Raw genomic sequence first — 21,869 nt, 5'->3', positions numbered from 1 at the left:
CGCGCCGACGGGGTAGCTTTGTCCGGCGTTCGCACGTAATCTGGATAAATCGGTGTCCCCCTGCGGGGAATTGGTCGGGCGGGTGCCGGGGGGAAGGCAGGGATTCACGCAGGGGGTAACCATGGCGGAAGCAGCGAAGACCCACTCATCCGCAACGTCTTCCGGCGGCGGGCCGCGCAATGCGGTCCTGGTGGCTGATGACTCCAAGGTCATTCGAGTGGCCCTGCAGCGTATCCTGCGTGATACCCACACCGTGTACGAGGCCGCCGATGGCGAGGAGGCCTGGGAGCGGCTGCAGGAGCAGAAGGACATTGGTCTGGTGCTGACCGACCTGTCCATGCCCAACCTGGATGGCCAGGGTCTGCTGATGCGGATCCGTGACGGCGCCGACGGCATCCCCGCGGACCTGCCGGTGGGAATCGTGACCGGTCAGGAGAACGACGAACAGGCCGAGGACGAATGGCGTTCGATGGGCGCCAACGCCGTGCTGAAGAAACCCTTCGTGCCGGGCCGCGTGCGGGAAGTGGTGGGCGAGCTGTTGCCGGCGCCTGCCGTATCGGACGCAGACGCGGACGCCGAGCTGCGCCGCCTGCGTGACGAGGCGGAGCAGCTGCGCCGCGAGCTGATGCTGCGTCAGAGTTCGTCCGGCGATCGCGAGCTGCACAACGAGCTGGAACGCCTGCGCCAGGCCCTGGCCGAATCCCGCGATGACGCCACCGCTGCCTACCAGCGTGCCGACGAGTACGAGGAAAAGAGCCGCTCGCTGGCGCAGGAGCTCGAGGACGTGCGCGAGCGCCTGCACCAGAGCGAGGAGGCCCTCGAACAGGCCCGTACCGAGGCGGAGGCGAAGGCTGCGGAAGAGGCCGCCGAGGATACCGGTCAGCAGCGGGTGACCGAGCTGGAAGGCGAGGTGATCCGCCTCGAGCACGAGCTGGTCGAGCTGGAACGCGAGCGCGACAAGGCCCGCGAAGAGCGGGACGCGGCCAGGCAGACCGTGGAGCGCCTGCGCAACGAGCGTAACCAGCAGTGCGAACGGGCCTCGGCCGCCGAGTCGGCCCAGCACGAGCTGGAGACCCGGTGCTCGGACCAGGACAGCACGCTGCAGCAGCTGCGTGAGAGTCTGGAACATCGCGACCAGGAGCTGTCCGAGGCCCTGCACAAGAACAAGTCGCTGCGTGCGCGCATCCGCGACCTGGAACTGGAACTCAACGGCGGTCCCACGGCCGGCTCCGGCGAGGATACGAGCGAGAAAGCCGCAGCGGCCAGCCAGCCGGCCGCCGGTTCATCGCCCGGAAGCTTCACCCCGTCCAGCGACCGCCTGTGGTCGCGTCCGTGGTTCCGCGGCGTCCTGGTCGCGGCCCTGCTGGCCGTGATTTTCCTCGGGGTGCTGATCTACCTCCGGGGATTCTGAAACTCCCGGAAGCCCGCGGTCCGGATCAGCGGAGCCGCCGATCCAGTGCCCCCAGCAGGTGCTGCCAGGAATCCCGGTCGGCGCGCTCGTCGTAGCCCACCGGCATGTCGAAGCGTTCGGCAACCTCGTCCGCATCGGGGTTGGTGAAACTGTGCGGCACCCCGCCGAAGTCCACCAGGGTCCACTCTGCCTCCGCGTTTTCCATCTCTTCGCGGAAGTCGTCCACCTGTTCCTTCGGCACCATCGGATCGGCCGCGCCATTGAACACCAGGATCTCGGGTTTGAGGGTGTCGGCCGAGGCGGGCTCGTCGGTGGCCAGGCCACCGTGGAAGCTGGCGACCAGGGACAGATCCGCCCCGGCGCGCGCGGCCTCCAGCGCCACCGTGCCACCGAAGCAGTAGCCCACGGCGGCCACGGACTGGTCCGCGGTCTCGTCGTGCCCGCGCAGGTAGTCATGCGCCGCGCCGAAGCGCTCCAGCAGCACCTCGCGGTTCTCGCGGACCTCATCGGCGAATTCCCCGGCCTCGGAGGGATGGTCCGCAGTGCGCCCGTCGCCGTACATGTCCAGCGAGAAGGCGGTGTAGCCTTCGGCGGCAAGCTGCTCCGCCCGACCGCGCGCATAGTCGTTGTGGCCCCACCATTCGTGAATGACCAGCACGCCCGGGCGCGGACCCTCGACCGAGGGGTCCCAGGCGATGAACCCCTCGAAGGTCTTGCCGTCGTGCTCGTAGGTCACGGATTCGGTGTGCAGCTCGGCCAGCGCAAGCCCGGGGAACAGCGTGGCGAGCGCCACGGCGGCACTCAGGGAACGCAATGGTTGCATGGCAGGGCTCCTGGGTCGGTGTGTCCCCGGAGTATGGTCCGCTTCTGCAATGCCAACAAGCGGAATGCGAACCGGGCCGCCCGATCCGGGATGCGTCGGTGCGGCGCAGGGGCTAAGCTGAAAAGGCGATCCGGACGGGCGATTCCCCGCGGGAGGAGATTCGATGAGCGACGAAGCGGGCTTTGACAGCCTCGAGGCCCGGGTGGAGGCGGCGGACCGGCTGCTCGCCATGCCGCAGGTGGTGTTCGAGGTGTCGCGTTTGCTGGAGGACGACGAGAGCACCCAGCGACAGATCGCGGACGCACTGGGGCGTGATCCGGGCCTGGTGGCGCAGGTCCTGCGCATGGCCAACAGCCCGGCCTATGCGCCGGCGCGCGCGGTCGATTCGGTGGAACGGGCGGTCACCCTGCTGGGCCGCGGGACCCTGCAGCGGCTGGTCATTGCGGGCGCCGTCACCCGCTCGATGAGCAGCCTGCCGGAGCAGGAGCGCCTGCCGCTGGAGACTTTCTGGCGCCATTCGGCCTACTGCGCGGTGATCGCCCGCCAGCTCGCCCGGACCGTCGCCCCGCGCGAGGCCGAGGCGGTATTCCTGGCAGGGCTGCTGCACGACCTGGGCAAGCTGCTGCTGTTCTCGCAGTCGCCGGAGGCGGCACACCGAGCCTTCCTCGCGAGTCTGGATACCGCCAGCGGCCCGACGCCGCAGGCAGCCGAACGTGAACAGATGGGCTTCGATCACGCGCGTCTGGGCGGTGCCCTGGCGGAACGCTGGGGCCTGCCGGAGGTTCTGGTTCAGGGCATCGCCTGGCACCACGATCCGGCCTCGGCCAGCGAGGAATACCGCCGCGCGGTGGCGCTGGTGCATCTGGCGAACACCGGCGCCCATCTCGCCGAGATCGATTCGCGGGACTGGGCGGATGCACCGCCACTGACCGGGGAGGCCTGGTCGGCCGCCGGGGTCTCACCGGAGATGCTGCTGCAGGCGGTGGAGGATGCCCAGCACGAGGTCCTCGCGGTCCAGGCCCTGTCCGGCTCCGATGCGGGGGTCCCGACCGGCTGAGAACCCGTGCCGGTCCCCGGCGGTCAAAGGCGTATCATCAGGGGGATGTCGCCCATGATCGGTTTCGCCATTGTTCGCTCCGTCGTCGTGCGCTCGCATGCGCTGCCCCTGGCGCTGGTTGCGGGGCTGGTGCTGGCCGGCTGCGCGTCGGTACCCGAGCGCGTTGCCCCGTTGCCCGAAGACCCGGTCGAGCTGTCGGTGGCCCGCGGCGACCCGGCTGCCGTGGAGGGTCGCCTGGTGGTCTGGGGCGGGGTGATCGCGGCGGTCGAGAACACCCGCGACGGGACCGTGCTGGAGGTCGTCAAGCGTTCCCTGGATCGCGACGCCCGTCCGCAGCCGGCGGACGTCTCGCCGGGGCGTTTCCGCGTGTACAGCGACGCGTTCCTCGATCCGCGGGACCACGCACCGGGGCGGGAAGTGACGGTGCGCGGACGCGTCGCCGGCAGCGAGGAGGATCGCATCGGCGAGCATGCGTACGAGTTCGTACGGCTGGAAGCCGAAGGGGTTCACCTGTGGGAACGGCGTCCGCGACCGCGCGATCGTTATCACGATCCCTGGTATGACCCCTGGTACGATCCGTTGTACGGGCACTGGGGGCCGCGGGGTTACTACGGCCCCGGCTGGCGCTATCCGTATCCCCGGCATCACGATCCCCGTTACTGGTGAACATCATGTCCGAACGCCCGGATCTGCCCGTTGCCTCGCGTGTGCTGCGCCGTCTCGCTCCTGCAGCGGCCCTGCTGTTGCTGCTGAGTGGGTGTGCGGCCACTCCGCTGGAACCGCCCCGGCCGGCGGAGCCGGTAGAGCCGCGCGCGGTCACGGCCGACCGTCTGCCGCAGACCGAACAGCTGTGGGGCGGGGTGATCGCGGAGGTCAGCCATCAACCCGAGGTGACGGTCCTGGAGATCGTTGCCTACCCCCTGCGCGGCCAAGAACCGCGGACCGGTGCCGCCAGCGAGGGCCGGTTCAGGCTGCGGGTCGGGAAGTTCCTCGACCCGGTGGATTACCGTCCGGGGCGCCGGATCACCGCGACCGGTGCGGTGACCTCCATCGAGGACGGGACGGTGGGCGAGGCGGAGTATCGCTTCCCGGTGATGGAGGCGCGCCAGCTCCATCTGTGGCCGGTGATGACCCGCTCCGCGCCGGGGCGAGTGAACTTCGGCATCGGTATCGGCATCGGACTGTGACCGTTACATCCATCCAGCCTTTCTCAAATCCAGGGAGCGACATGCAAGCGATCCAGTTCAGGGAACCCGGCACGGCCGACGTGCTGTTCATGGGGGAGTGCCCCGATCCGGTGATCCGCGAGCCCGATGAGGTGCGCGTGCGCCTGCTGGCGGCGGGCGTCAATCCGGTGGATACCAAGGTCCGTACCGGCGGCATGCTGGTGGAAGGTGCGCCGCACAACACCCCCGGCTGTGACGGGGTGGGTATCGTGGAGGACTGCGGCGGCGCGGTGCAGTCCGTTCGCCCGGGGCAGCGCGTGGCCTTCTGCTTCGGCGGTACCGGGGCGGATCCGGGGACCTGTGCCGAACAGGCGGTGGTGCCCGAGGCGGCCCTGGTGCCCGTCCCCGACGCGGTCTCCGATGCCGAGGCGGCGGCCCTGCCGCTGGCCTGGATCACCGCGTGGGAAGCGCTGTTCGATCGCGGCGGGATGCAAAAGGGTGACTACGTGCTGGTGCATGCGGCCAGCGGCGGGGTCGGGCAGATGGCGGTCCAGCTGGCGCGCTCCGCCGGCGGCCGGGTGCTGGGTCTGGTGCGCAGCGAGACCGGCGCGGACGTGATGCGCGCTCTGGGCGTGGATCACGTGGACATCCGCAGCGAGCGTGCCGCCGCCGATATCGCCGCATTCACCGACGGGCGCCATTTCGACCTGGTGCTGGACACGGTGGGCGGTGATACCTTCGTCCAGGGGCTCGGGCAGATCCGCTTTGGTGGCCGCCTGGTGACCCTGCTCGCGCCTCCCGACGGCATGGACTGGAATCCGGCGCGCCTGCAGAACGCGGCCATCCATCTGGAGCTGATGCTGACGCCGATGCTGCAGCGCAGCCGGACCGGCCTCGCGCGGCAGGCCAGGATCGTGGCCGACGGCCTGGCGCGTCTGGAGGCCGGCACCCTGGAGGTCAACGTCGAGGACGTGCTGCCGCTGGCGCAGACCGCGGAGGCGCACCGGCGGATCGAGGCCGGCGGGCGTCGCGGCAAGCTGGTGCTGCGCATCCCTGACTGATGCGGGCCCGACTGAGGCGGGCCTGACCGAGGAGCCGGGTGTTCAGCCGCCGAACAGGTGGCTGAACACCCGCGCCCCGCCGATGTAGGTGCCGGCGGCCGAGCCCAGGGTCGTCAGCAGGAATACCAGCAGCACGCGCGAGACCCGGTTGTGCCACCACCCGCGGGCGTGGGTGGTGTCCTGGCGCAGGCGGGCGAAATCCGAGACCCGTGGCTTGCGCAGGAAGATCTCCGCGGCGGCGGCCACGAAGCCGACCCCGATGGTGGGGTTCAGGGAGGTCAGCGGCGCGGCCAGCGCGGCGGTCAGCAGGGTCAGCGGGTGGGCCAGGGCAATGGCCGCTCCCACGGCGGCCAGCCCGCCATTGATGACCACCCAGTCGATGATCATCTGTATCCCGATGTCGGGGTTGCGCAGGAATCCGATGACGAAGCCGGTGAGGATCACCCCCACCACGACCCACGGGACCACCTTCGGCCAGCGGGCCTTCGGCGGGGCCTGATCGAGTTCGTCCAGGATCTCGTCCGGCGGTTGTTGCTGCTGGCCGATCTGTTCGGCGATGCCGGCCAGGTGCCCGGCGCCGACCACCGCGAGGATGCGCCGGTGTTCGCCACTGGCGGCCATGCGCCGCAGATGTGCGGCCATGTACAGGTCGCGTTCGTGGATCAGCGTGCCGTACAGGGCCTCGGACTGCTCGGCGAACTCGCTGAAGGTGTTCTCCAGCATGTCGCCTTCCTTCAGGCGCTCGATCTCGCTCTCGTCGATCTTTTCGCGGCTGAGCACGCTGCCCAGCAGGCCGCCGACCAGGCCCATGCGCTGCCACCACGGAACGGCCCGGTAGGTGCGCCGCAGGGTCAGGCCCAGATCGCGGTCGATCAGCGCCAGCGGCACGCCCTGGTCGAGGGCGCCGTCCATGGCCGCGCGCATCTCCGCGCCCGGCTCGATCCCGTACTGCTCGGCCAGGCGCTGCTGGTAGGCCCCCAGCGCGAGGCTGGCGGCGATCATCGGGGCCTGGCCCTGGCGGATCACGCTGAACAGGTCCATGCGGCCCAGCGCGTCGGGATCCAGCATCGCGCGCTGGCGGCTCTCGCACAGCTCGATGGCGACCGCGTCGAAATCCCCGGTGTCGATCAGACTGCGGACCTGTTCGGCGCTGGCGCGCGAGACGTGTGCCGTGCCCAGCAGCACGATCTCGGTCTCCCCCAGCTGCAACACGCGGTGGGGTTCGCGGGCGATCAGGTCCTGGACGGTCGGATTCATGGGCGGGCCGGTGGTGGGATGTTTGCGGTTGGGCGCATGCTATCAGGCCCGTCAGGGCGCCGGCAGGGTCTCGCCCGGCGTATCCGGCCCTTCCACCGGGCCGCGCAGGGATTCGAGACGCTCCAGTACCCGCTGGCCGCGCTCGTGGGCGCTGCGCAGCCCGGAATGTTCCGGATCCAGTTCCAGCGCATGCTCCCAGGCCTCCAGGGCGCGGTGGATGTGTCCGGCGGCATAATCGGCATTGCCCTGTTCCAGCAGTTCGGCGGTGCGCGCGTCACGGCGCTCCTCCCAGCGCTCGCACAGGGAGCGGTGGCGTTCGGCGATCGAACCCGACAGCGCCTGTTCGGACAGGTCGCGGCAGTGTTCCCCCGCACGGACCAGGTCATCCGCCTCCAGCGCCCGTTCGATGGCGTCCAGCAGAGGGGGCGTGTCCTCGGGTTCGATCGGGTCGGGGGAGGCGCCGGTCTTTGTCTTCAGCTCCGCGATTCGCTGTTCGCGCTCCTCGCGCCGCTCGGGGTCCAGCTTCTCCGCCAGACGCAGACGCTCCAGGGCGGCCTCGGGATCGCCGTCGCGCGCATCGCGCTCGAGCTCTGCGGCGAGCCGGGTGCCGCGCTCGCGCAGTTCTTCGATGTCATCGGGCAGTGCATCGTCGTCGCGCGTCAGGGGCTGCATGATGTCCAGCAGCCGCAGGCGTTCGGCCAGTGCGCCGGCCTCCATCATCCGGTGCCGGCGTTCGAGGGCATCGAGACCGATGCGACGGTGGTGCTCCAGCTCTTCGATGCGCTGTTCGCGCACGGCGCTGGCGGGCAGGCGCGCATCGGCCTCCTCGAGGATGTCCAGGGCTCGTCCCACATTGCCCTCGGCGGTCTTCGCCTCGGCCTCGCGCAGGGCCCGGTCCGCGGCGTCGGCTGCACGCACCTCGATCTCGCCGCGCCGTGCCTCGCGCCCCGTGCGCTCGTCGTCATCCATTCCCTCGATGATTTCCAGCGCCTGACGGTATTCACCCGCCGCCACGGCGCGATCGATACGGGTGTCCGGGTCCTGCAGCGGTTCCAGCAGGGCGCAGCCGTGCAGTGTCGCCAGGACCAGCAGGATGCCGGGCAGGGTGCAGCGGAGCCAATATCGTGTCATGACACGGCTTGTGACGGGCTTACGCGGACCACGTCCACCGGGTCGCGCAGGCCGTGCAGCCGATGCTGGCCGAAATCTTCCTCCACGAATCTCCCGGTTTTGTGCCCGACCATCTGCGGATGCTCCATGAAATCGCGCGTGGTGACCAGGCCGCCCGGCGGTGCGACGGTCACCAGGCGCGCGGCCAGATTCACGGTCTCGCCGACCACCGTGAACTGCATGCGGTCGCGTGCGCCCATGTTGCCGGCGAGCATCTCGCCGGCGTACAGTCCGACGCGGAATTCCACCCGGCGTTCGCCACGGGCCGCACGGTCGGCATTGATGCGCGCCACGGTATCCAGCAGTGCGAGCCCGGTGCACAGGGCGCTGATGCGGTGATCGGGGTCCGGGCGGGCGGCTCCGAACACCGCCATTGTGCAGTCTCCCATGTACTTGTCCACCGTGCCGCCGTGTGCCGCGATGCACTCGGCCATCGGCCCGAAGAACTCGTTGAGCATGCTTCCCAGCTCCTCCGGGGTGCACTGCTGAGACAGGGCGGTGTAGCCGGTGATGTCGGCGAACAGCACCGACCCTTCCACTGCGCGTCCGCCCAGCTCGACCCGGTCCAGATTCTCGAGGATGTCCTCGGCCACGCCGGTGGAGACGTAGCGCCGCAGCGCCGCCTCGACCTGGTCCTTGCGCAGCAGGTCCTGCGCCATGGTGTTGAAGGCATCGGTGAGCTGGCTGATCTCGTCCCGGCGGACCACGACCCGCGGGTCGTCGTGATCCTCGGGGGGCGGCGGCAGGCGTTCGCGCATGGTCTGCGCCAGGTGCTCCAGCGGACGCACCAGGCGCCGCGAGATGTCGATCGCGAGCACCAGACTCAGCAGGAACACGACGGTGGCAGTGATGATCCCCGCGTTGACGGTGTTGCGTATCAGCTCCTGCATCGGCGTGGCGTCGATATGGGCCTCGATGTAGCCCACCTGGACGTCCTGAAAGCGGACCTCGCGGCGATAGGGCTCGCTGCCGGCACTCAGCGGCCACACGGAATCGGCGCCGTTATCCCCCGGGATGCTGCCGGCCACCGCCACGCGGCCCCGGTCGATCGCGTAGGCGGCGATGTACTCGACCCGCCCGTCTTCCACCAGCGAGTTCAGCAGGGTCTCCAGGGTCAGGTGGTCCTCGGCGAGGATCAGTTCGCCGGAGGTGCGGGCCACCGGGGCGACGGTCAGCTCCGCCTGGGCCTGGATCTGGTTGTCCAGCACGGTGCTCACCTGACTGAGGATCACCCACGCCAGCACCCCGATCCCGGACAGCGTCAGTCCGGCGATCACCGCCACGATCTTCCACGCGATGGGCAGATAGCGCGGGGCAAGGTCCGTATTGCGCCGGCGAGCAGAGGGCCCGCCGCGGGTGAACAGTCGCCTCACGTTGCTTCCCCGGCGGGCGGAGTCAGGTGGTCGGTGATCCATGCGTGCCAGGCGCGATGCAGTTCCGGGGCCCGGCCGGCGATGGCCGGCCGGCGGGCGAGATCACGGCGGAACAAGGGATGACCGGTCAGATCGCCCATGTCGCCTCCTGCTCGCCGCAGCATCAGGGTGCCGGCGGTGCTGTCCCACGGGGCCTGTCCGCCATGCAGGTAGAGATCCGCCCGGCCGGCCGCCAGCCAGGCCCATTCCAGCGCGCAGGCGCCAAGATTGCGCTGTGAGGCGAACGGTGCCGCGTCCAGCAGGGCCAGTCCCAGCGTCCGCGGCACCCGCTTGTAGTCCACCAGGGCGATGCAGCGATGCAGGGGCGGGATCGCGGAACCGGCGGTGCCGGGTCGTTCGCCGTTCAGCAGCAGCGGGCCGTCCGCGGTGGCGGAAAACAGTTCTCCGCGCACCGGGTCCAGGGTGGCCCCGTGGGTCACGCGGTCCCCCTCGATGCGTGCCAGGGAGATCGCGAAGAACGGCAGGCCGGCGGCGAAGTTGCTGGTGCCGTCGAGCGGGTCCAGCAGCCAGAACGTCGAGGCCTCGTCCAGTACCCGCTGCTGCTCTTCGGCCGTCTGTTCTTCACTGAGGACGGGCTCGTGGATCCCCAGCCCGCGCAGCAGATGGCGGATCGCGGCGTCCGCGGCGTGGTCCGCCGGCGTGATCACCGAGCCGTCCGGCTTGTAATCCACCGGCGTGCCGCCGGCAAATCGCGGAAGGAGTTCCTCGCGGCCAACCGCCCGCAGGCCTTCCAGCAGGTCGGAAAAGGGGATGGTGTTGCCGTTCATGCGGTTTCCAGGACGGGTCCGGACCTCGTCGGTGCGGCGCCGGGATCCGGGGCGACAGGAGAGCCTCCGGAGGGGCGGCGGGCGTGTGCGGTGTCAGTATGCGTATCATACCGATCCATGACCGGCGTGTTGATCCTGTTAGCCCTGGCCGCGGTGGTGGCCTATCTGAACGCCAACTGGCGGGCACACGAGCGTGCCCGGCGGCTGGCGCGCCAGGCCTGTGACCGCGCCGGCGTGCAGTTTCTCGACGGCAGCGTGGTGCGTCGACGGGTCCGCCCGGTGCGCCAGCAGGGCAATCCGGTGCTGCGGCGGGAATATGTTTTCGATTTTGCCGGGGATGGCGTGGAGCGGCGGCGCGGCTGGCTGATCCTGCGGGGCGCCACCCTGGAACGCATTACCCTGGACTGGCCGGAGGGCGGGCGAACGGTGGACGACAAGGGAGGCGAGCGGCATGACCCTGAGTGAACTGCGCTATGCGGTGGCCGTTGCCGATGCGCGCCATTTCGGGCGGGCCGCCGAGGCGTGCCATGTGTCGCAGCCGTCGCTGTCGGTGGCGGTGCGCAAGCTGGAGGACGAACTGGGGGTGACGCTGTTCGAGCGCGGCCACGGCGAGATCAGTGTCACCCCGGCCGGCGAGCGGTTGATCGCCCAGGCCCGGCAGGTGCTGTCCGAGGTGGAGCAGCTGCGCAACGTCGCGGCGCAGAGCCAGGACCCGCTGGTCGGGCCGCTGCGCCTGGGGGCGATCTATACCATCGCTCCCTATCTGCTGCCCGAGCTGATCCCGGTCCTGCACGAGCGCGCGCCGCAGATGCCGCTGGTGATCGAGGAGAACTACACCAGCCGCCTGCGCGAGCGGCTCAAGCAGGGCGAACTGGACGTAATCATCGTGTCCCTGCCGTTCGAGGAGCCGGGGATCGTGACCCTGCCGCTGTATGACGAGCCGTTTGTCGGCGTGTTGCCGGGAAGTCATCCGCTGGCGGAACGCGAGACGCTGGAGCTGCAGGACATGGCGCGCGAGACCCTGCTGCTGCTGGGTGCCGGGCACTGTTTCCGTGATCAGGTGCTGGAGCGCTGCCCGGAGTGTCAAAAAACCGTCGCCTCCGACGGCGGCACCTCCGGCAATCTGGAAGGCTCCTCGCTGGAGACCATCCGCCACATGGTCGCCTCGGGCATGGGGGTCACCATCCTGCCCTGTACCGCCGCGGGGGCCGACCACTATGCCCGCCGGCTGCTGGCGGTGCGGCGGTTCGCGGAACCCGTGCCGTCGCGCCGGGTAGCGCTGGCCTGGCGCAGCCGTTTCCCGCGTCCGGAGGCGGTCGAGGCCCTGCGTCAGGCGATCCTGCGGGCCCCGCTGACCTGTATCGATTTCATCCGTCCCGGGGAGGGCTACGAGGCCGACGGGCGCTGAACCCCGGCGCTGGCGTCAGTGGCCGGCGAGGACCCGGTCCCGCCCCGAGGCCTTCGCCGCGTACAGGGCCTCGTCCGCCTTCTGGTACAGCGACTGCAGGGTGGTGTGCCGGCCCAGCGAGGACACGCCCACCGATGCGGTGATCGTGGCCACGCCGTCGCTGGCGACCGGCGCGCCCTCCTCCGCGCGGGCGGCGACCCGGATCCGGGCAATCGCCTGACGAATGCGTTCCGCGCACTCCATGCCCGCCCGCAGGTCCGCCCCCGGCAGCAGGACCAGGAATTCTTCGCCGCCCATGCGCACGCACAGGTCCGACTGGCGGGTGGAATCGCGCAGCGCGCTCGCCACCTCGCGCAGGATCTCGTCGCCCACGGTATGTCCGAAGCGGTCGTTGAGCTGCTTGAAGTGGTCCAGATCCACCGTCAGCAAGGACAGCGATCGGTCCTGGCGCAGGCAGTCGGACAGCCACTGTTGACCCTGGACCTCGAAGGCGCGGCGATTGCCCAGCCCGGTCAGCTCGTCGCGTTCCAGGTTCGCGCGCAGGCGGCGGAAACGCCAGGCATTATGCAGTGCCGGGGCCGCCAGACCCAGGACCGATTCCACCAGAGCCTGCTCCTGATCATCGAAGCGCCGGCCCCGCATCAGAGCCAGGGATCCGAGGTCGGTACCGTTGTACCGGAGGGCGTATTCGATCCGGTGACGGTCGGTCGCACCGCCCTGCCAGTTCTCGCCCTGGTCGCTGGTGAAGATCCAGCCGCTGTGTCCGAGATGCTCGGCCAGGTGTTCGTTGATGCGTTCGATCACCGCGTCCAGATCCAGCGTGGCGGTCACCGTCTGTACGAAACCGAGGGCGTCCAGGGGCGCGTTGCGCTGCGGGCCCCCGCCGTTGCTGGAGATCAGGCGCAGATTGGTGGCGTTGTTATCGCTGCTCATGGCGGCCTCGCGGTGATCGATGATCCGTGTGACGGAGTTCAAGCCAGAAATGTGCCAGGTTTGTAACTTATTGATATGGAATCTTTAATTCTTTGGCCCTGGATCATGGCATGGCGGAAATCCGGCACTTTGGATCCCGCGGTGGCAGGTGATGGCCGCGCGGCAATGCCGGGTGGCAGCTTTTTGACACCCGTGCCCGCCCGACGGGATGGCGGGTCGCGGTCAAGCCTCGGTTACACTGCGCGCGCTGCAAGACCAGAGATTGGAGGCTGGATCCATGATCCGCATGCAGGACGTCGAACTGCGGCGCGGCCGCCAGGTATTGCTGCACGGGGCCGGGCTGACCGTGCATCCGGGCTGGCGTGTCGGTCTCACCGGCGCCAACGGTTCCGGCAAATCCAGCCTGCTGGCGGCGCTGCAGGGTGAACTGACGCTGGACGCCGGCTCCATCGAGGTACCCGAAGACTGGGTGGTCGCCCATCTGCCGCAGGAGGTGCCGGGCAGCCAGCGTCCGGCAGTGGAGTACGTGCTGGACGGGGATCCGGAGCTGCGGGATCTGCAGCAGCGCCTGGAACGGGAGACCGACGGGGCCGCGCAGGCGCAGTTGTACGCCCGCCTGGATGCGATCGATGGCTGGGGCGCCGAGGCCCGCGCGCGGCGCCTGCTGGCCGGTCTCGGGTTCGCCGAGGCGGACGGTGACCGCCCGATGGCCGACTTCTCCGGTGGCTGGCGCATGCGCCTGGGTCTGGCACGCACCCTGATGACCCGCTCGGACCTGCTCCTGCTCGACGAGCCGACCAACCACCTCGACGTGGAGACCATCGTCTGGCTGGAGGGCTGGCTGGCGCGCTACCCGGGCACCGTGATCGTGATCGCCCACGACCGGCGTTTTCTCGATGCGGTGGTCACGCACATCGCCCATATCGAGCGCGGCACCCTGACCCTGTACAGCGGCAGCTACACCCGGGCCGAGGCCCGGCGCGCCGAGGCCATGGCGCAGAGCGAGGCGGCCGCGGCGAAGGTGGCCGCGGAGCGTGCCCATCTGGAACAGTTCGTCCGGCGTTTTCGTGCCAAGGCGAGCAAGGCGCGTCAGGCGCAGAGCCGGCTCAAGCGGCTGGAGGCGCTGGAGGAGGTCGCGGTGATCCGTGCCGCGCGTCCGGTGCATCTGCAGATCCCCGCGCCGCAGCGGCTGCCCGATCCCCTGCTGGCGCTGGACGAGGCCGGCGTGCAGGGCGACGGACGGGTGCGTCTGCACCCGGCCAGCGTGCGTCTGCGGCCGGAGGACCGCATCGGGATCCTCGGTCCCAATGGTGCCGGCAAATCGACGCTCCTGGCCCTGCTGGCCGGCGAGCTGACGCCGGATGTCGGCGAGCGTTGCCCGGCACCGGATCTGCGGGTCGGCTATTTCGCCCAGCACCAGCGCGAGCAGCTGGATCTGGCGGCCTCGCCGCTGATGCATCTGCAGCGCCTGGATCCGCGGGCCACGGAACAGGACCTTCGCAACTTTATCGGCGGTCTGGGGTTCGGCGGCGAACATGCCGACCGGCCGGTGGGCGAATGTTCCGGAGGCGAGCGCGTCCGCCTGGTGCTGGCCCTGTTGATGTGGCAGGCACCGTCGCTGCTGCTGCTGGACGAACCCACCAACCACCTGGACCTGGACATGCGCGAGGCCCTGGGCGAGGCGCTGGAGGCCTACGCCGGGGGGCTGGTGGTGGTGGCGCATGACCGCGAGCTGCTGGCGCGGGTCTGTGACCGGTTCTGGCGGGTGGAGGCCGGCCACCTGAGCGAGTTCGACGGCGACCTCGACGACTATGCGCGCGAGCTGCAGGAGCGGCGCAACGAGGCCGTACCGGAGACCAGCGTGCCGGCCGCGGATGCCGCGCCGGCCGCGCCCGCGCAGTCGCAGAAGGAGCGCCGGCGGGCCGCCGCGCGCACCCGCGAGGTGCTCAGGCCCCTGCAGAAGCAGGCCGATCGTGCCGAGGCCGAGTGCACCCGGATACAGCAGCGACTGGATGCGATCGAGGCCGAACTGGCCGACGGGACGCTGTACACCGGTGACGCCGAGGCCGCGCAGCGGCTGGCCGACCTGACCCGCGAGCAGGGCGAACTGCGCAGCCGGCTGGAGACGCAGGAAGGTGAATGGATGGAGGCGCTGGAGGCACTGGAGGCCGCGCGGGCCGATGCCGCGGGTGATTCGCCGGAGTGAAAGACCAACCCTTGCACTCGGAAATTACGGGGTCTATAACAGGAGTCGAGTACAACGAAACGAGGAGTCATGCGATGAACGCACAGGAACTGAATCGTCGTTGTGTCGAACTCTTCCACCATCCGGATGCGCAGAACCACATGTGGCACCCGCGTATGTTCTGGGAGACCCATCAAATCGAGAATCCGAAGCCTGAAGACCTGCAGGAACCGAAGGTGGATCTGCGCGAGCTCGAGGTGCTGCTGTCCGAGGTTACGCACCAGCCCTCGCAGTGTGCGGACGAGCTGGAGAAGGAGGAGCCCGGTCGCGTGTCGCTGATCCGGCACATGACCGATCGCGGCGAGATGCCGTTCCTGCATCGCCCGCACTGACGATCGCCGACCGCCGTGGTCGGCCAGGGGGCTGGCGTCCTACTGGATGATGAAATCCGAGAAGTAGAGGGCGTCGATCAGCGGGGCGCCGGCGAGATCGTCCAGGGTCGCGCGCAGCTCCTCCAGTGCCTCTTCGCGCAGGCTTTCGCGCCCCTCGCTGCCGCGCACGTCGGAAGGCTCGCGGCCCCCCATCACGTGGATCAGACGGTCGCGCACCGCGGGGATGTGATCGCGCACCTGATCCGCGTCGGAGCGGGATTCGGTCTCCAGCTGCACGGTGGTCTGCAGATACCGGGCGGAGTCGGGATCGGCCAGGTTGACCACCAGGCTGTCTAGGGTCACGTAGCGCGAGTCGCCGTCGGTGGCGGCCAGGGGCGGTGCCAGCAGGAACACCAGCACCAGCAGGGTCAGCAGGGCCGGCGTCCGGCCGACGGGCCGGGAACGGGGGTGGCGGGTGGCAGGCGTCATGTCATTCTCTCCCCGGGTATGGAGGTTTCGATCACCGCCGCGCGGCGGTGGGGTTCCTGGCGGAAATAACCCGCCATCTCGGCGTAGACGTCCGGCAGTGCCTCGCGTAGCCGGGCAGGTTCGAAAAAGAACGCCTCGGCGGCGACCGCGAGGAACTCCTCGGGGGCCGTGGCGGCGTAGGGGTCCATGGGTAGATCTTCCTCGGATACACCCGGGGTCTCGACCCGGGCGTTGAACCATTCCCAGGCCTCGCTGAAGGCGGCGGTCCAGGCGGCCGGATCGCGGTCGCGTGGCAGCGGCGGGAAGCCGTTCACGTCGCCGTTGCCGCCGTCCAGGATATGCGTGACTTCGTGCACCACCACCGCGCCGTGTTCGAGCACGTCGTTCCACGACAGGATCACGGGCCCGCGCTCCCAGGCCTCGCCGGCCTGGGGCATCGCCCCCCGATGCACGATGCCGTCCTCGTCCACCCATTCGTGATCGGGTACGAAGGTGTCGGGGTAGATCAGCACGGTATGCCAGTCGCGGTAGGGCTCGAGCCCCAGTTCCAGCACTGGCAGGGCGGCGTAGGCGGCGATTACGTGGCACTGCCAGGGTTCCGGTTCGTGGTCGATGCCGACGAATTCCTTGCTGCCCAGCAGGCCCTCGATGCGCTCGCGCAGGCGTTCGGCCTCCGTGGCGCTCAGGGTGCGGATGAACGGGACCCGCCGGCGCAGGTCGGTCCATTCGGTGTCCGCCAGGGTTACGCGCCGCCCGTCGCCCGACCGGGGCGGGCGGCCCAGGCTGCGCAGCCAGTCTCCGAGGCGGCGGGGCAGGGGCAGGTTCACGATGGGTGCGGATCCGAAAGAATGAATGACCAAACTGCCAGAAGCCGGGCGCGCTGCAAAGCGCACCCCGGGGAGAGCACGGGAAAGCGCGGGTGTCTGGCCGGTGTTACCCCAGGGCCTGGCGGAGGTCGTCGATCAGGTCCTGCGGGTCTTCCAGGCCGACCGAAAGCCGCACCATCGCACCGGTGATCCCGCGGCGTACGCGTTCCTCCGGCGATACGCCGTGATGGGTGGTGGTGACCGGCTGGGTCACCAGGCTCTCGGTGCCGCCCAGGCTGGGGGCGATGGCGAACAGGCGCAGGCGGTCGACCACTGCGCTGGTGCCCTCGGTGTCGGCATCCAGTTCGAGGGTGAGCATGCCGCCGAAGCCGTACATCTGTTCGCGCGCGAGCGTGTGGCCGGGATCCTCCGGCAGGCCGGGGTAGCGCACGCGGGTGACCCCGGGGTGGCTCTGCATCGCCTCGGCGATGGACCGGGCCGCGGCGTTCTGATGGCGGACCCGCACGACCAGGGTGTGCAGACTGCGGGCCAGCTGCGCGCAGGTCTCCGGTGCGGGTGTGGAACCCAGGTTCTTGCGCCACCCGGCCACGGTCGCGATGTGCTCCGCCGAGCCCATCAGGGCCCCGGCGGTCAGGTCGGAATGGCCGCCCAGGTACTTGGTGGCGCTGTGGCTGACCAGGTCGGCGCCCAGCGCCAGCGGGTTCTGGTTGACCGGCGAGGCGAAGGTGTTGTCGACCGCCAGCAGCGCGCCACGAGCGTGCGCCCGCGCGGCGATCTCGCTGATCGGAAAGACCTCCAGCGCCGGATTGGTCGGGGTCTCCAGAAACACCAGTCCGGCACCCTGTTCCAGGCAGGCGTCCAGGCGGTCAAGCTCGTCGCCCAGCAGGAACTGCGTGCGGATCCCCAGTTGCGGCAGCTGCTCCGCCAGCAGCTCCATGGTCCCGCCGTAGGCATCGCCGATGCAGACGATGCCCGCGCGACCCAGCGCGAGGAACAAGGCGGTCTCCGCCGCCATGCCCGAGCTGAACACCAGTGCGGCCTCGGCCCCTTCAAGGCTGGCGAGCTTGGATTCCACACTGCGGATGGTCGGGTTCATGCCGTAGCGGGTGTACAGACTCCCGCCGGTACGTCCCTCCACCACGTCGAGGATCGCGGCGGTGGAGCGGTACTTGAAGGTGGTCGTGGGGTAGATCGGCGTCAGCGCGCTGCCGTGGACATCGCCGATCTCGCCGGCATGGATGCAGCGGGTGGACAGGCGGCGGTCGTCGGATTCGGCCATCGGCGGGCTCCGGTCGCGATTAGGGGATCAGGCGTGGCGCAGGGTGCCGTCGAAGTAGCGCTGCAGGAAGGTGTCGAAGTCCAGGGTATCGGCCGCCTCGATCTCCGCCTGCTCGGCCAGGCTCTGGCGCGCCAGAGTCTCCAGCATGTCGGCGCGCGGCAGCGGCCCGTTGGAGCGGAACGCCTCGCGGTGCTGGGCCGACAGGCGCCGGGCATGCACGTGAAAGCCCTCCTCGCGCGCCATCATGTCTTCCAGCATGCGCGCCGAGGGCGTCAGGTCGGCCTGTTCCACCTTGCCCCACTGCTCGCTGAGGGCCCGGCGATACGGATCGCCCGGGCGGTCCTGGTCGAGCATGGCGGCCACCGGGCGCATCAGCGCCAGCAGTTCGCGCGCCCATTCCTGCAGGGAGACATCACCCTGCGGCCGCTGCAGCATCAGGCCCGGGCGCCGGCCGTAGTGCGCCACCTGCAGCAGATTGGCGTCGATTGCCTCCAGCTCGCCCGGGCCGAAGGCGGGGCTGGGCTGCAGCAGACAGGCCAGTGCGAAGGTCTCGAGAAAGCGCAGCTGGGTCTCGTCCACGCCGAGGGGGTGTTGCGCGTTGATGTCGACCGACCGCAGTTCCACGTACTCGATGCCGCGGGCCTCCAGCGCGTCGGTGGGCTTTTCGAAGCGCTCCAGCGGCTGCTTCGGACGCACGGTGGAGTAGTATTCGTTCTCGATCTGCAGGATGTTGGCGTTGAGCTGGCGGTATTCACCGTCGACCTTGACCCCCAGCGCCTCCCATTCCGGGCAGGGGGTATTGATTGCGCAGCGCAGAGAATCGACATAGCCGGCGAGGCTGTTGTAGTCGGCCTTGATCCCGGTGTCCGCCTCCTTGCGATTGGTGTAGCCGATGTCCCCCATGCGCAGGCTGGTAGCATGCGGCAGATAGCTGGTGTCGTCGTCGAAGTCCTCCAGCGTGGTGCCGTGACCCTCGAGAAACGAGTTGCAGACCGCCGGCGAGGCGCCGAACAGATACGGCACCAGCCACCCGAAGCGCAACAGGTTGCGGATCATCCCCATCATCCGCGTGTCGCGGAACTCGCGGTTATCGGCCTCGCCGAGCACCCGGGCCAGTGCCGGCCAGAACTCCTCGCGCGGCGAGTAGTTGAAATGCACTCCGGCGATCACCTGCATCTTGCGCCCGTAGCGGTGGCCCAGTCCCAGGCGATAGACGGTCTTCATGCGCCCGGCGTTGGAGGGCCCGTAGTCGGCCACCGGGATCGCCGAGTCGTCGGCGGTCACGCAGGGCATGGAGGTGGACCACAGGATCTCGTCGCCCACGCTGGCCGCGGCGAACGCCTGCAGGTCGTGGAGGAACCCGAGGGTCTCGCGCACGTCGTCGAACGGCGGGGTGACGAACTCCAGCAGGGCCTCCGAGTAATCGGTGGTGATATGGGGGTGGGTCAGGGCCGAGCCCAGTGCCGGCGGGTGCGGCGTACGCGCCGGCGAGCCGTCCGGGCCGACGCGCAGGGTCTCCTTCTCCAGCCCGACCCGGCCGTGCAGGCTGCCGCTGGGCAGGAACTCCGCCAGCTGCGTGACCAGGGCCTGCAGATTGCGTTCTTCTTTTCCCACGTGCGGACCGCCTTGATGGCTCGAGCTTGCTGGATGGGAGGGCGGAAAATACCGGAATGTTCCTCTCCGGTCACCGGACGGCGGGTCGCGGTTCTCGGTTCTCTTTCCGCGCCTGCGCCGGTACATTAGGAACAGCTGATAGTAGAGGGGGAGGCCGGCATGAGCAATATTCCGAGGCAGGATGATCCGCGCGACCTGAGTGACCGCGTGATCGATTTCCTGCGCGCCCCGGCCACCCTGCTGTTCCTGCTTGGTCTTCTCGTCGGCGGTCTGGCGATGCACCTGTCGGCCGAGCCGGAGGTCCCGGAGGGCATGCTGCTGGTCACGGTTCACAACGACACCGAGGAGATGATCGAGGCGATCCATTTCAACTTCAGCCACGGTGAAAGCCTGACGGAGATGCGCGAAGGCCGAATACGCCCGGGCGAGCGCCGCGACGTGGCTCTCAACCATCCCCCGGCGGCCGGGTTCAACATGGAGGTACGCTACGCCGACGGCGAGGAGCAGTCGTTCTGCGCCAACCGCGGTGTGGAAGGCCGGCGTCAGGCGGTCCGCCTGTACCGCTGAAGCGGCGGCGCGATATCTGGACAGGGCGCAAGGTCGTGGATAGAATCTGAATCTGCTCAGGGGAGTAGTCACCCCGTCCACGCGTGACGGGGGCCTGCGTCAACATCTTTGGTCCGCACGGACCATGGCGCTGGCAGCCGCATCCCGGCCCGACGAGACCTGTGGCATGGATCTCCGGCCCGCCGTGATGGCGGCGGGCGCGCTCGTGGCCGGGCGGCGGGGGTCGATGCCACCGGTCATCGCCCGCCCGGCCCGGATCATCCGTGATGGAACTCTTTCTTCTTTCCGTCTTTGCCGTGGCCGTGGCCGAGATCGGCGACCGGTCGATGTTCCTCGCCGCGCTGTTCGGCCTGCGCTGTCACCGCCTGTGGCCGGTGTTCTGGGGCATGGTCGCCGGGCTGTTCGCCAATCAGCTGCTGTCGGCCGTGGCCGGGGTGTGGCTGTTCTCGGTGATCGACACCGACTGGCACCTGTGGCTGGTCGCGATCGCGTTCCTGGCCATGGCGGTCTGGGTGCTGATCCCGGAGGACGACGAAGACGGGGTGCCGGAGAATCCCTGCGCCCGCAGCCTGTTCTTCACCGCCGCGACCACCTTCTTCCTGTTCGAGATGGCGGACAAGACCCAGCTGGCCGTGGTCGCGCTGGCCGGGGCCTCGGGCAACCTGGTGCCGGTGGTGCTGGGCGCGACCCTGGGGATCCTGCTGATCACCGTACCCGGGCTGCTGCTGGGGCGGCGCTTTGCCGAGCGCATGCCCGTGCGCACGCTGCGCTGGTTCGCCGCGGCGCTGTTCCTGCTGATCGGCCTGTGGAGCCTGCTGGAGGCACTCGGGTGGATGCCGGAGCTGGGTCTGCCGGACTTCTCCGGGGCGCTGCTGGAGGCGGCAGGCCGCAGCGGTGACTGATTGTCGGCATCCGTTCGAGTTTCTCGATGGTTCTCCGCGAAAATCCCGGATTTTCATTCGATTCCTTCGATGGGATTATGGGGTGGCATCATGCCCTGAAAACGCCCCGGAGAATGCCCCATGAGTCTGCTGATCAACGGCGAACTGCGCGATGGCTGGCTGGAGGAGGAGTCCGACGCGAACGGCGAGTTCGTGCGTCAGGACCAGCAGTACCGCAACTACGTGACCGCAGATGGCAGTCCCGGCCCGCTGGGCGAGGGCGGCTACCCGGCCGAATCCGGCCGCTATCACCTGTACGTGTCGTATGCCTGCCCGTGGGCCCATCGCGCGCTGATCCTGCGCCGGCTCAAGGGTCTGGAGCCGCATATCGGGCTGTCGGTGGTGCACCACTACATGGGCGATGCCGGCTGGTCGTTCGATGACTGCGACGGCTGCACCGGGGACCGGGTGCATGGCTCGCGTTACATGCACGAGCTCTACACCCGCACCGATCCGAACTACACCGGCATCGTGACCGTGCCGGTGCTGTTCGACACCGAGCGCGACCGCATCGCGAACAACGAGTCGCTGGATCTGGTGCGCATGTTCAACAGCGCCTTCGATCACATCACCGGCAACACCCTGGATTTCTACCCGGAAGACCTGCGCGAGGAGATCCACGCGGTCAACGACCGGGTCTACGAGAACGTGAACAACGGGGTCTATCGCTGCGGCTTCGCGACCACCCAGCAGGCCTATGATGCCGCCTTCGACCGCCTGTTCGAGACCCTGGACTGGCTGGAGGAACGCCTGGCGCGTGAGCCCTTCCTGGTCGGCGAGCGCCTGACCGAGGCCGACTGGCGGCTGTTTACCACGCTGGTGCGCTTCGACCCGGTGTATTACAGCCACTTCAAGTGCAATCGGCAGCGGCTGTCGGACTTCCCGAACCTGTCCGCCTATCTGCGCATGCTCTATCAGCGTCCGGGCGTGGCGGAGACCGTGCGCATGGACCACATCAAGGCGCACTATTACGGTTCGCATCCGATGCTGAATCCCTCGGGCATCGTGCCGAAGGGGCCGCGGCTGGATCTGGAGGCCGCGCACGGGCGCCCGCTGGGGGCGCTTCCGGACGCCCTGCGGAACCCCGGGGAAGAGGGCTAGCCGGGTACG

22 protein-coding genes and 1 riboswitch are annotated in these 21,869 nt (G+C 69.2%); of the genes, 12 read left to right on the top strand and 10 right to left on the bottom strand.

All coding sequences use genetic code 11. The features are described 5' to 3' along the window. The first annotated feature begins 121 nt into the window (after positions 1–121). Positions 122–1,411, top strand: coding sequence for a response regulator (locus D571_RS0107140; protein WP_018935992.1), 1,290 nt, complete (start codon positions 122–124; stop codon positions 1,409–1,411). A gap of 25 nt (positions 1,412–1,436) precedes the next feature. On the opposite strand, the gene D571_RS0107135 is transcribed toward D571_RS0107140, so the two are convergent. Next, positions 1,437–2,234 carry a dienelactone hydrolase family protein gene (locus D571_RS0107135; RefSeq protein WP_038046851.1) on the bottom strand — a complete coding sequence of 266 codons (798 nt, stop codon included), beginning with the start codon at positions 2,232–2,234 and terminating at the stop codon, positions 1,437–1,439. A 163-nt stretch (positions 2,235–2,397) separates the two neighbouring features. On the opposite strand from D571_RS0107135, the gene D571_RS0107130 reads away from it, so the two are divergent. From D571_RS0107130 to D571_RS0107115, 4 genes are read left to right on the top strand one after another with little or no spacing between them, the layout of a single operon-like run. Beyond that, positions 2,398–3,291 carry an HDOD domain-containing protein gene (locus D571_RS0107130; RefSeq protein ID WP_018935990.1) on the top strand — a complete coding sequence of 298 codons (894 nt, stop codon included), beginning with the start codon at positions 2,398–2,400 and terminating at the stop codon, positions 3,289–3,291. Positions 3,292–3,345: 54 nt separating this feature from the next. Next, complete coding sequence (locus D571_RS0107125) at positions 3,346–3,957, top strand: Slp family lipoprotein (protein ID WP_018935989.1); 612 nt, start codon at positions 3,346–3,348, stop codon at positions 3,955–3,957. Positions 3,958–3,962: 5 nt separating this feature from the next. Next, positions 3,963–4,478, top strand: a complete 516-nt coding sequence (locus D571_RS0107120) for a Slp family lipoprotein (protein WP_083916878.1) — start codon at positions 3,963–3,965, stop codon at positions 4,476–4,478. Between the two features lie 41 nt (positions 4,479–4,519). After that, positions 4,520–5,518, top strand: coding sequence for a zinc-binding dehydrogenase (locus tag D571_RS0107115; protein WP_018935987.1), 999 nt, complete (start codon positions 4,520–4,522; stop codon positions 5,516–5,518). 42 nt (positions 5,519–5,560) lie between these two features. Here the strand turns inward: D571_RS0107115 and D571_RS0107110 are convergent, their stop codons facing one another. The 4 genes from D571_RS0107110 to D571_RS0107095 are packed head-to-tail and all read right to left on the bottom strand — an operon-like array spanning position 5,561 to position 10,145. After that, entirely contained in the window at positions 5,561–6,775 is a 1,215-nt protein-coding gene (locus D571_RS0107110) for a TraB/GumN family protein (protein ID WP_018935986.1), read from the bottom strand. Between the two features lie 51 nt (positions 6,776–6,826). Further along, positions 6,827–7,906 carry a hypothetical protein gene (locus D571_RS0107105; RefSeq protein ID WP_018935985.1) on the bottom strand — a complete coding sequence of 360 codons (1,080 nt, stop codon included), beginning with the start codon at positions 7,904–7,906 and terminating at the stop codon, positions 6,827–6,829. Next, positions 7,903–9,318: an adenylate/guanylate cyclase domain-containing protein gene (locus tag D571_RS0107100; protein ID WP_018935984.1), complete on the bottom strand. Its 1,416-nt coding sequence runs from the start codon at positions 9,316–9,318 to the stop codon at positions 7,903–7,905. The genes D571_RS0107105 and D571_RS0107100 overlap by 4 nt, the downstream gene beginning before the upstream one ends. Continuing rightward, positions 9,315–10,145: an inositol monophosphatase family protein gene (locus D571_RS0107095; RefSeq protein WP_018935983.1), complete on the bottom strand. Its 831-nt coding sequence runs from the start codon at positions 10,143–10,145 to the stop codon at positions 9,315–9,317. Before D571_RS0107095 ends, D571_RS0107100 begins: the two co-directional genes overlap by 4 nt. A gap of 117 nt (positions 10,146–10,262) precedes the next feature. Here D571_RS0107095 and D571_RS0107090 point away from each other — a divergent pair, with 117 nt between their 5' ends. Continuing rightward, the gene (locus D571_RS0107090) at positions 10,263–10,610 is read left to right on the top strand and encodes a DUF3301 domain-containing protein (protein WP_018935982.1); all 348 of its coding nucleotides are present in this window, start codon (positions 10,263–10,265) and stop codon (positions 10,608–10,610) included. Next, positions 10,597–11,553 (top strand): hydrogen peroxide-inducible genes activator, encoded by a 957-nt coding sequence (locus D571_RS0107085; protein ID WP_018935981.1) that lies wholly within the window; start codon positions 10,597–10,599, stop codon positions 11,551–11,553. The genes D571_RS0107090 and D571_RS0107085 overlap by 14 nt, the downstream gene beginning before the upstream one ends. Before the next feature lie 15 nt (positions 11,554–11,568). Here D571_RS0107085 and D571_RS0107080 read toward each other — a convergent pair whose 3' ends face one another. Further along, positions 11,569–12,486 carry a GGDEF domain-containing protein gene (locus D571_RS0107080; protein ID WP_018935980.1) on the bottom strand — a complete coding sequence of 306 codons (918 nt, stop codon included), beginning with the start codon at positions 12,484–12,486 and terminating at the stop codon, positions 11,569–11,571. Positions 12,487–12,763: 277 nt separating this feature from the next. Between D571_RS0107080 and D571_RS0107075 the strand changes: the two genes are divergently transcribed. Continuing rightward, the gene (locus tag D571_RS0107075) at positions 12,764–14,692 is read left to right on the top strand and encodes an ABC-F family ATP-binding cassette domain-containing protein (RefSeq protein ID WP_018935979.1); all 1,929 of its coding nucleotides are present in this window, start codon (positions 12,764–12,766) and stop codon (positions 14,690–14,692) included. Positions 14,693–14,766: 74 nt separating this feature from the next. Continuing rightward, a complete protein-coding gene (locus tag D571_RS0107070) occupies positions 14,767–15,063 on the top strand; it encodes a hypothetical protein (RefSeq protein ID WP_018935978.1) in 297 nt (98 codons plus the stop codon). A 39-nt stretch (positions 15,064–15,102) separates the two neighbouring features. Here D571_RS0107070 and fliL read toward each other — a convergent pair whose 3' ends face one another. The 4 genes from fliL to gshA form a co-directional block, all read right to left on the bottom strand. After that, a complete protein-coding gene (gene fliL / locus D571_RS0107065) occupies positions 15,103–15,531 on the bottom strand; it encodes a flagellar basal body-associated protein FliL (RefSeq protein ID WP_018935977.1) in 429 nt (142 codons plus the stop codon). After that, positions 15,528–16,358: a zinc-dependent peptidase gene (locus tag D571_RS0107060; protein ID WP_018935976.1), complete on the bottom strand. Its 831-nt coding sequence runs from the start codon at positions 16,356–16,358 to the stop codon at positions 15,528–15,530. Before D571_RS0107060 ends, fliL begins: the two co-directional genes overlap by 4 nt. A 106-nt stretch (positions 16,359–16,464) precedes the next feature. Beyond that, on the bottom strand, positions 16,465–17,637 hold the full coding sequence (locus D571_RS0107055; RefSeq protein ID WP_018935975.1) for a PLP-dependent aspartate aminotransferase family protein: 1,173 nt from the start codon (positions 17,635–17,637) through the stop codon (positions 16,465–16,467). 27 nt (positions 17,638–17,664) lie between these two features. Further along, positions 17,665–19,251, bottom strand: a complete 1,587-nt coding sequence (gene gshA / locus D571_RS0107050) for a glutamate--cysteine ligase (protein WP_018935974.1) — start codon at positions 19,249–19,251, stop codon at positions 17,665–17,667. 159 nt (positions 19,252–19,410) lie between these two features. On the opposite strand from gshA, the gene D571_RS0107045 reads away from it, so the two are divergent. From D571_RS0107045 to D571_RS0107035, 3 genes are all read left to right on the top strand, one after another. Beyond that, positions 19,411–19,818, top strand: coding sequence for a hypothetical protein (locus D571_RS0107045; protein ID WP_018935973.1), 408 nt, complete (start codon positions 19,411–19,413; stop codon positions 19,816–19,818). 49 nt (positions 19,819–19,867) lie between these two features. Then, positions 19,868–19,998: riboswitch (yybP-ykoY riboswitch) on the top strand. 86 nt (positions 19,999–20,084) lie between these two features. Further along, complete coding sequence (locus D571_RS0107040; RefSeq protein ID WP_018935972.1) at positions 20,085–20,720, top strand: TMEM165/GDT1 family protein; 636 nt, start codon at positions 20,085–20,087, stop codon at positions 20,718–20,720. Positions 20,721–20,840: 120 nt separating this feature from the next. After that, entirely contained in the window at positions 20,841–21,860 is a 1,020-nt protein-coding gene (locus tag D571_RS0107035) for a glutathione S-transferase family protein (protein WP_018935971.1), read from the top strand. The last annotated feature ends 9 nt before the right edge of the window (positions 21,861–21,869 follow it).

This window comes from Thioalkalivibrio sp. ALJ24 (assembly GCF_000377785.1).
Lineage (GTDB): Bacteria > Pseudomonadota > Gammaproteobacteria > Ectothiorhodospirales > Ectothiorhodospiraceae > Thioalkalivibrio.
This window is presented reverse-complemented; position numbering and strand designations above follow the sequence as displayed.

What these genes read in the sequence shown, in the direction of transcription:
- D571_RS0107140 (WP_018935992.1), top strand. Translation starts at nt 122, where the DNA reads ATGGCGGAAGCAGCGAAGACCCACTCATCCGCAACGTCTTCCGGCGGC.
- D571_RS0107135 (WP_038046851.1), bottom strand. Translation starts at nt 2,234, where the DNA reads ATGCAACCATTGCGTTCCCTGAGTGCCGCCGTGGCGCTCGCCACGCTG.
- D571_RS0107130 (WP_018935990.1), top strand. Translation starts at nt 2,398, where the DNA reads ATGAGCGACGAAGCGGGCTTTGACAGCCTCGAGGCCCGGGTGGAGGCG.
- D571_RS0107125 (WP_018935989.1), top strand. Translation starts at nt 3,346, where the DNA reads ATGATCGGTTTCGCCATTGTTCGCTCCGTCGTCGTGCGCTCGCATGCG.
- D571_RS0107120 (WP_083916878.1), top strand. Translation starts at nt 3,963, where the DNA reads ATGTCCGAACGCCCGGATCTGCCCGTTGCCTCGCGTGTGCTGCGCCGT.
- D571_RS0107115 (WP_018935987.1), top strand. Translation starts at nt 4,520, where the DNA reads ATGCAAGCGATCCAGTTCAGGGAACCCGGCACGGCCGACGTGCTGTTC.
- D571_RS0107110 (WP_018935986.1), bottom strand. Translation starts at nt 6,775, where the DNA reads ATGAATCCGACCGTCCAGGACCTGATCGCCCGCGAACCCCACCGCGTG.
- D571_RS0107105 (WP_018935985.1), bottom strand. Translation starts at nt 7,906, where the DNA reads ATGACACGATATTGGCTCCGCTGCACCCTGCCCGGCATCCTGCTGGTC.
- D571_RS0107095 (WP_018935983.1), bottom strand. Translation starts at nt 10,145, where the DNA reads ATGAACGGCAACACCATCCCCTTTTCCGACCTGCTGGAAGGCCTGCGG.
- D571_RS0107090 (WP_018935982.1), top strand. Translation starts at nt 10,263, where the DNA reads ATGACCGGCGTGTTGATCCTGTTAGCCCTGGCCGCGGTGGTGGCCTAT.
- D571_RS0107085 (WP_018935981.1), top strand. Translation starts at nt 10,597, where the DNA reads ATGACCCTGAGTGAACTGCGCTATGCGGTGGCCGTTGCCGATGCGCGC.
- D571_RS0107080 (WP_018935980.1), bottom strand. Translation starts at nt 12,486, where the DNA reads ATGAGCAGCGATAACAACGCCACCAATCTGCGCCTGATCTCCAGCAAC.
- D571_RS0107075 (WP_018935979.1), top strand. Translation starts at nt 12,764, where the DNA reads ATGATCCGCATGCAGGACGTCGAACTGCGGCGCGGCCGCCAGGTATTG.
- D571_RS0107070 (WP_018935978.1), top strand. Translation starts at nt 14,767, where the DNA reads ATGAACGCACAGGAACTGAATCGTCGTTGTGTCGAACTCTTCCACCAT.
- fliL (WP_018935977.1), bottom strand. Translation starts at nt 15,531, where the DNA reads ATGACGCCTGCCACCCGCCACCCCCGTTCCCGGCCCGTCGGCCGGACG.
- D571_RS0107055 (WP_018935975.1), bottom strand. Translation starts at nt 17,637, where the DNA reads ATGGCCGAATCCGACGACCGCCGCCTGTCCACCCGCTGCATCCATGCC.
- D571_RS0107045 (WP_018935973.1), top strand. Translation starts at nt 19,411, where the DNA reads ATGAGCAATATTCCGAGGCAGGATGATCCGCGCGACCTGAGTGACCGC.
- D571_RS0107040 (WP_018935972.1), top strand. Translation starts at nt 20,085, where the DNA reads ATGGAACTCTTTCTTCTTTCCGTCTTTGCCGTGGCCGTGGCCGAGATC.
- D571_RS0107035 (WP_018935971.1), top strand. Translation starts at nt 20,841, where the DNA reads ATGAGTCTGCTGATCAACGGCGAACTGCGCGATGGCTGGCTGGAGGAG.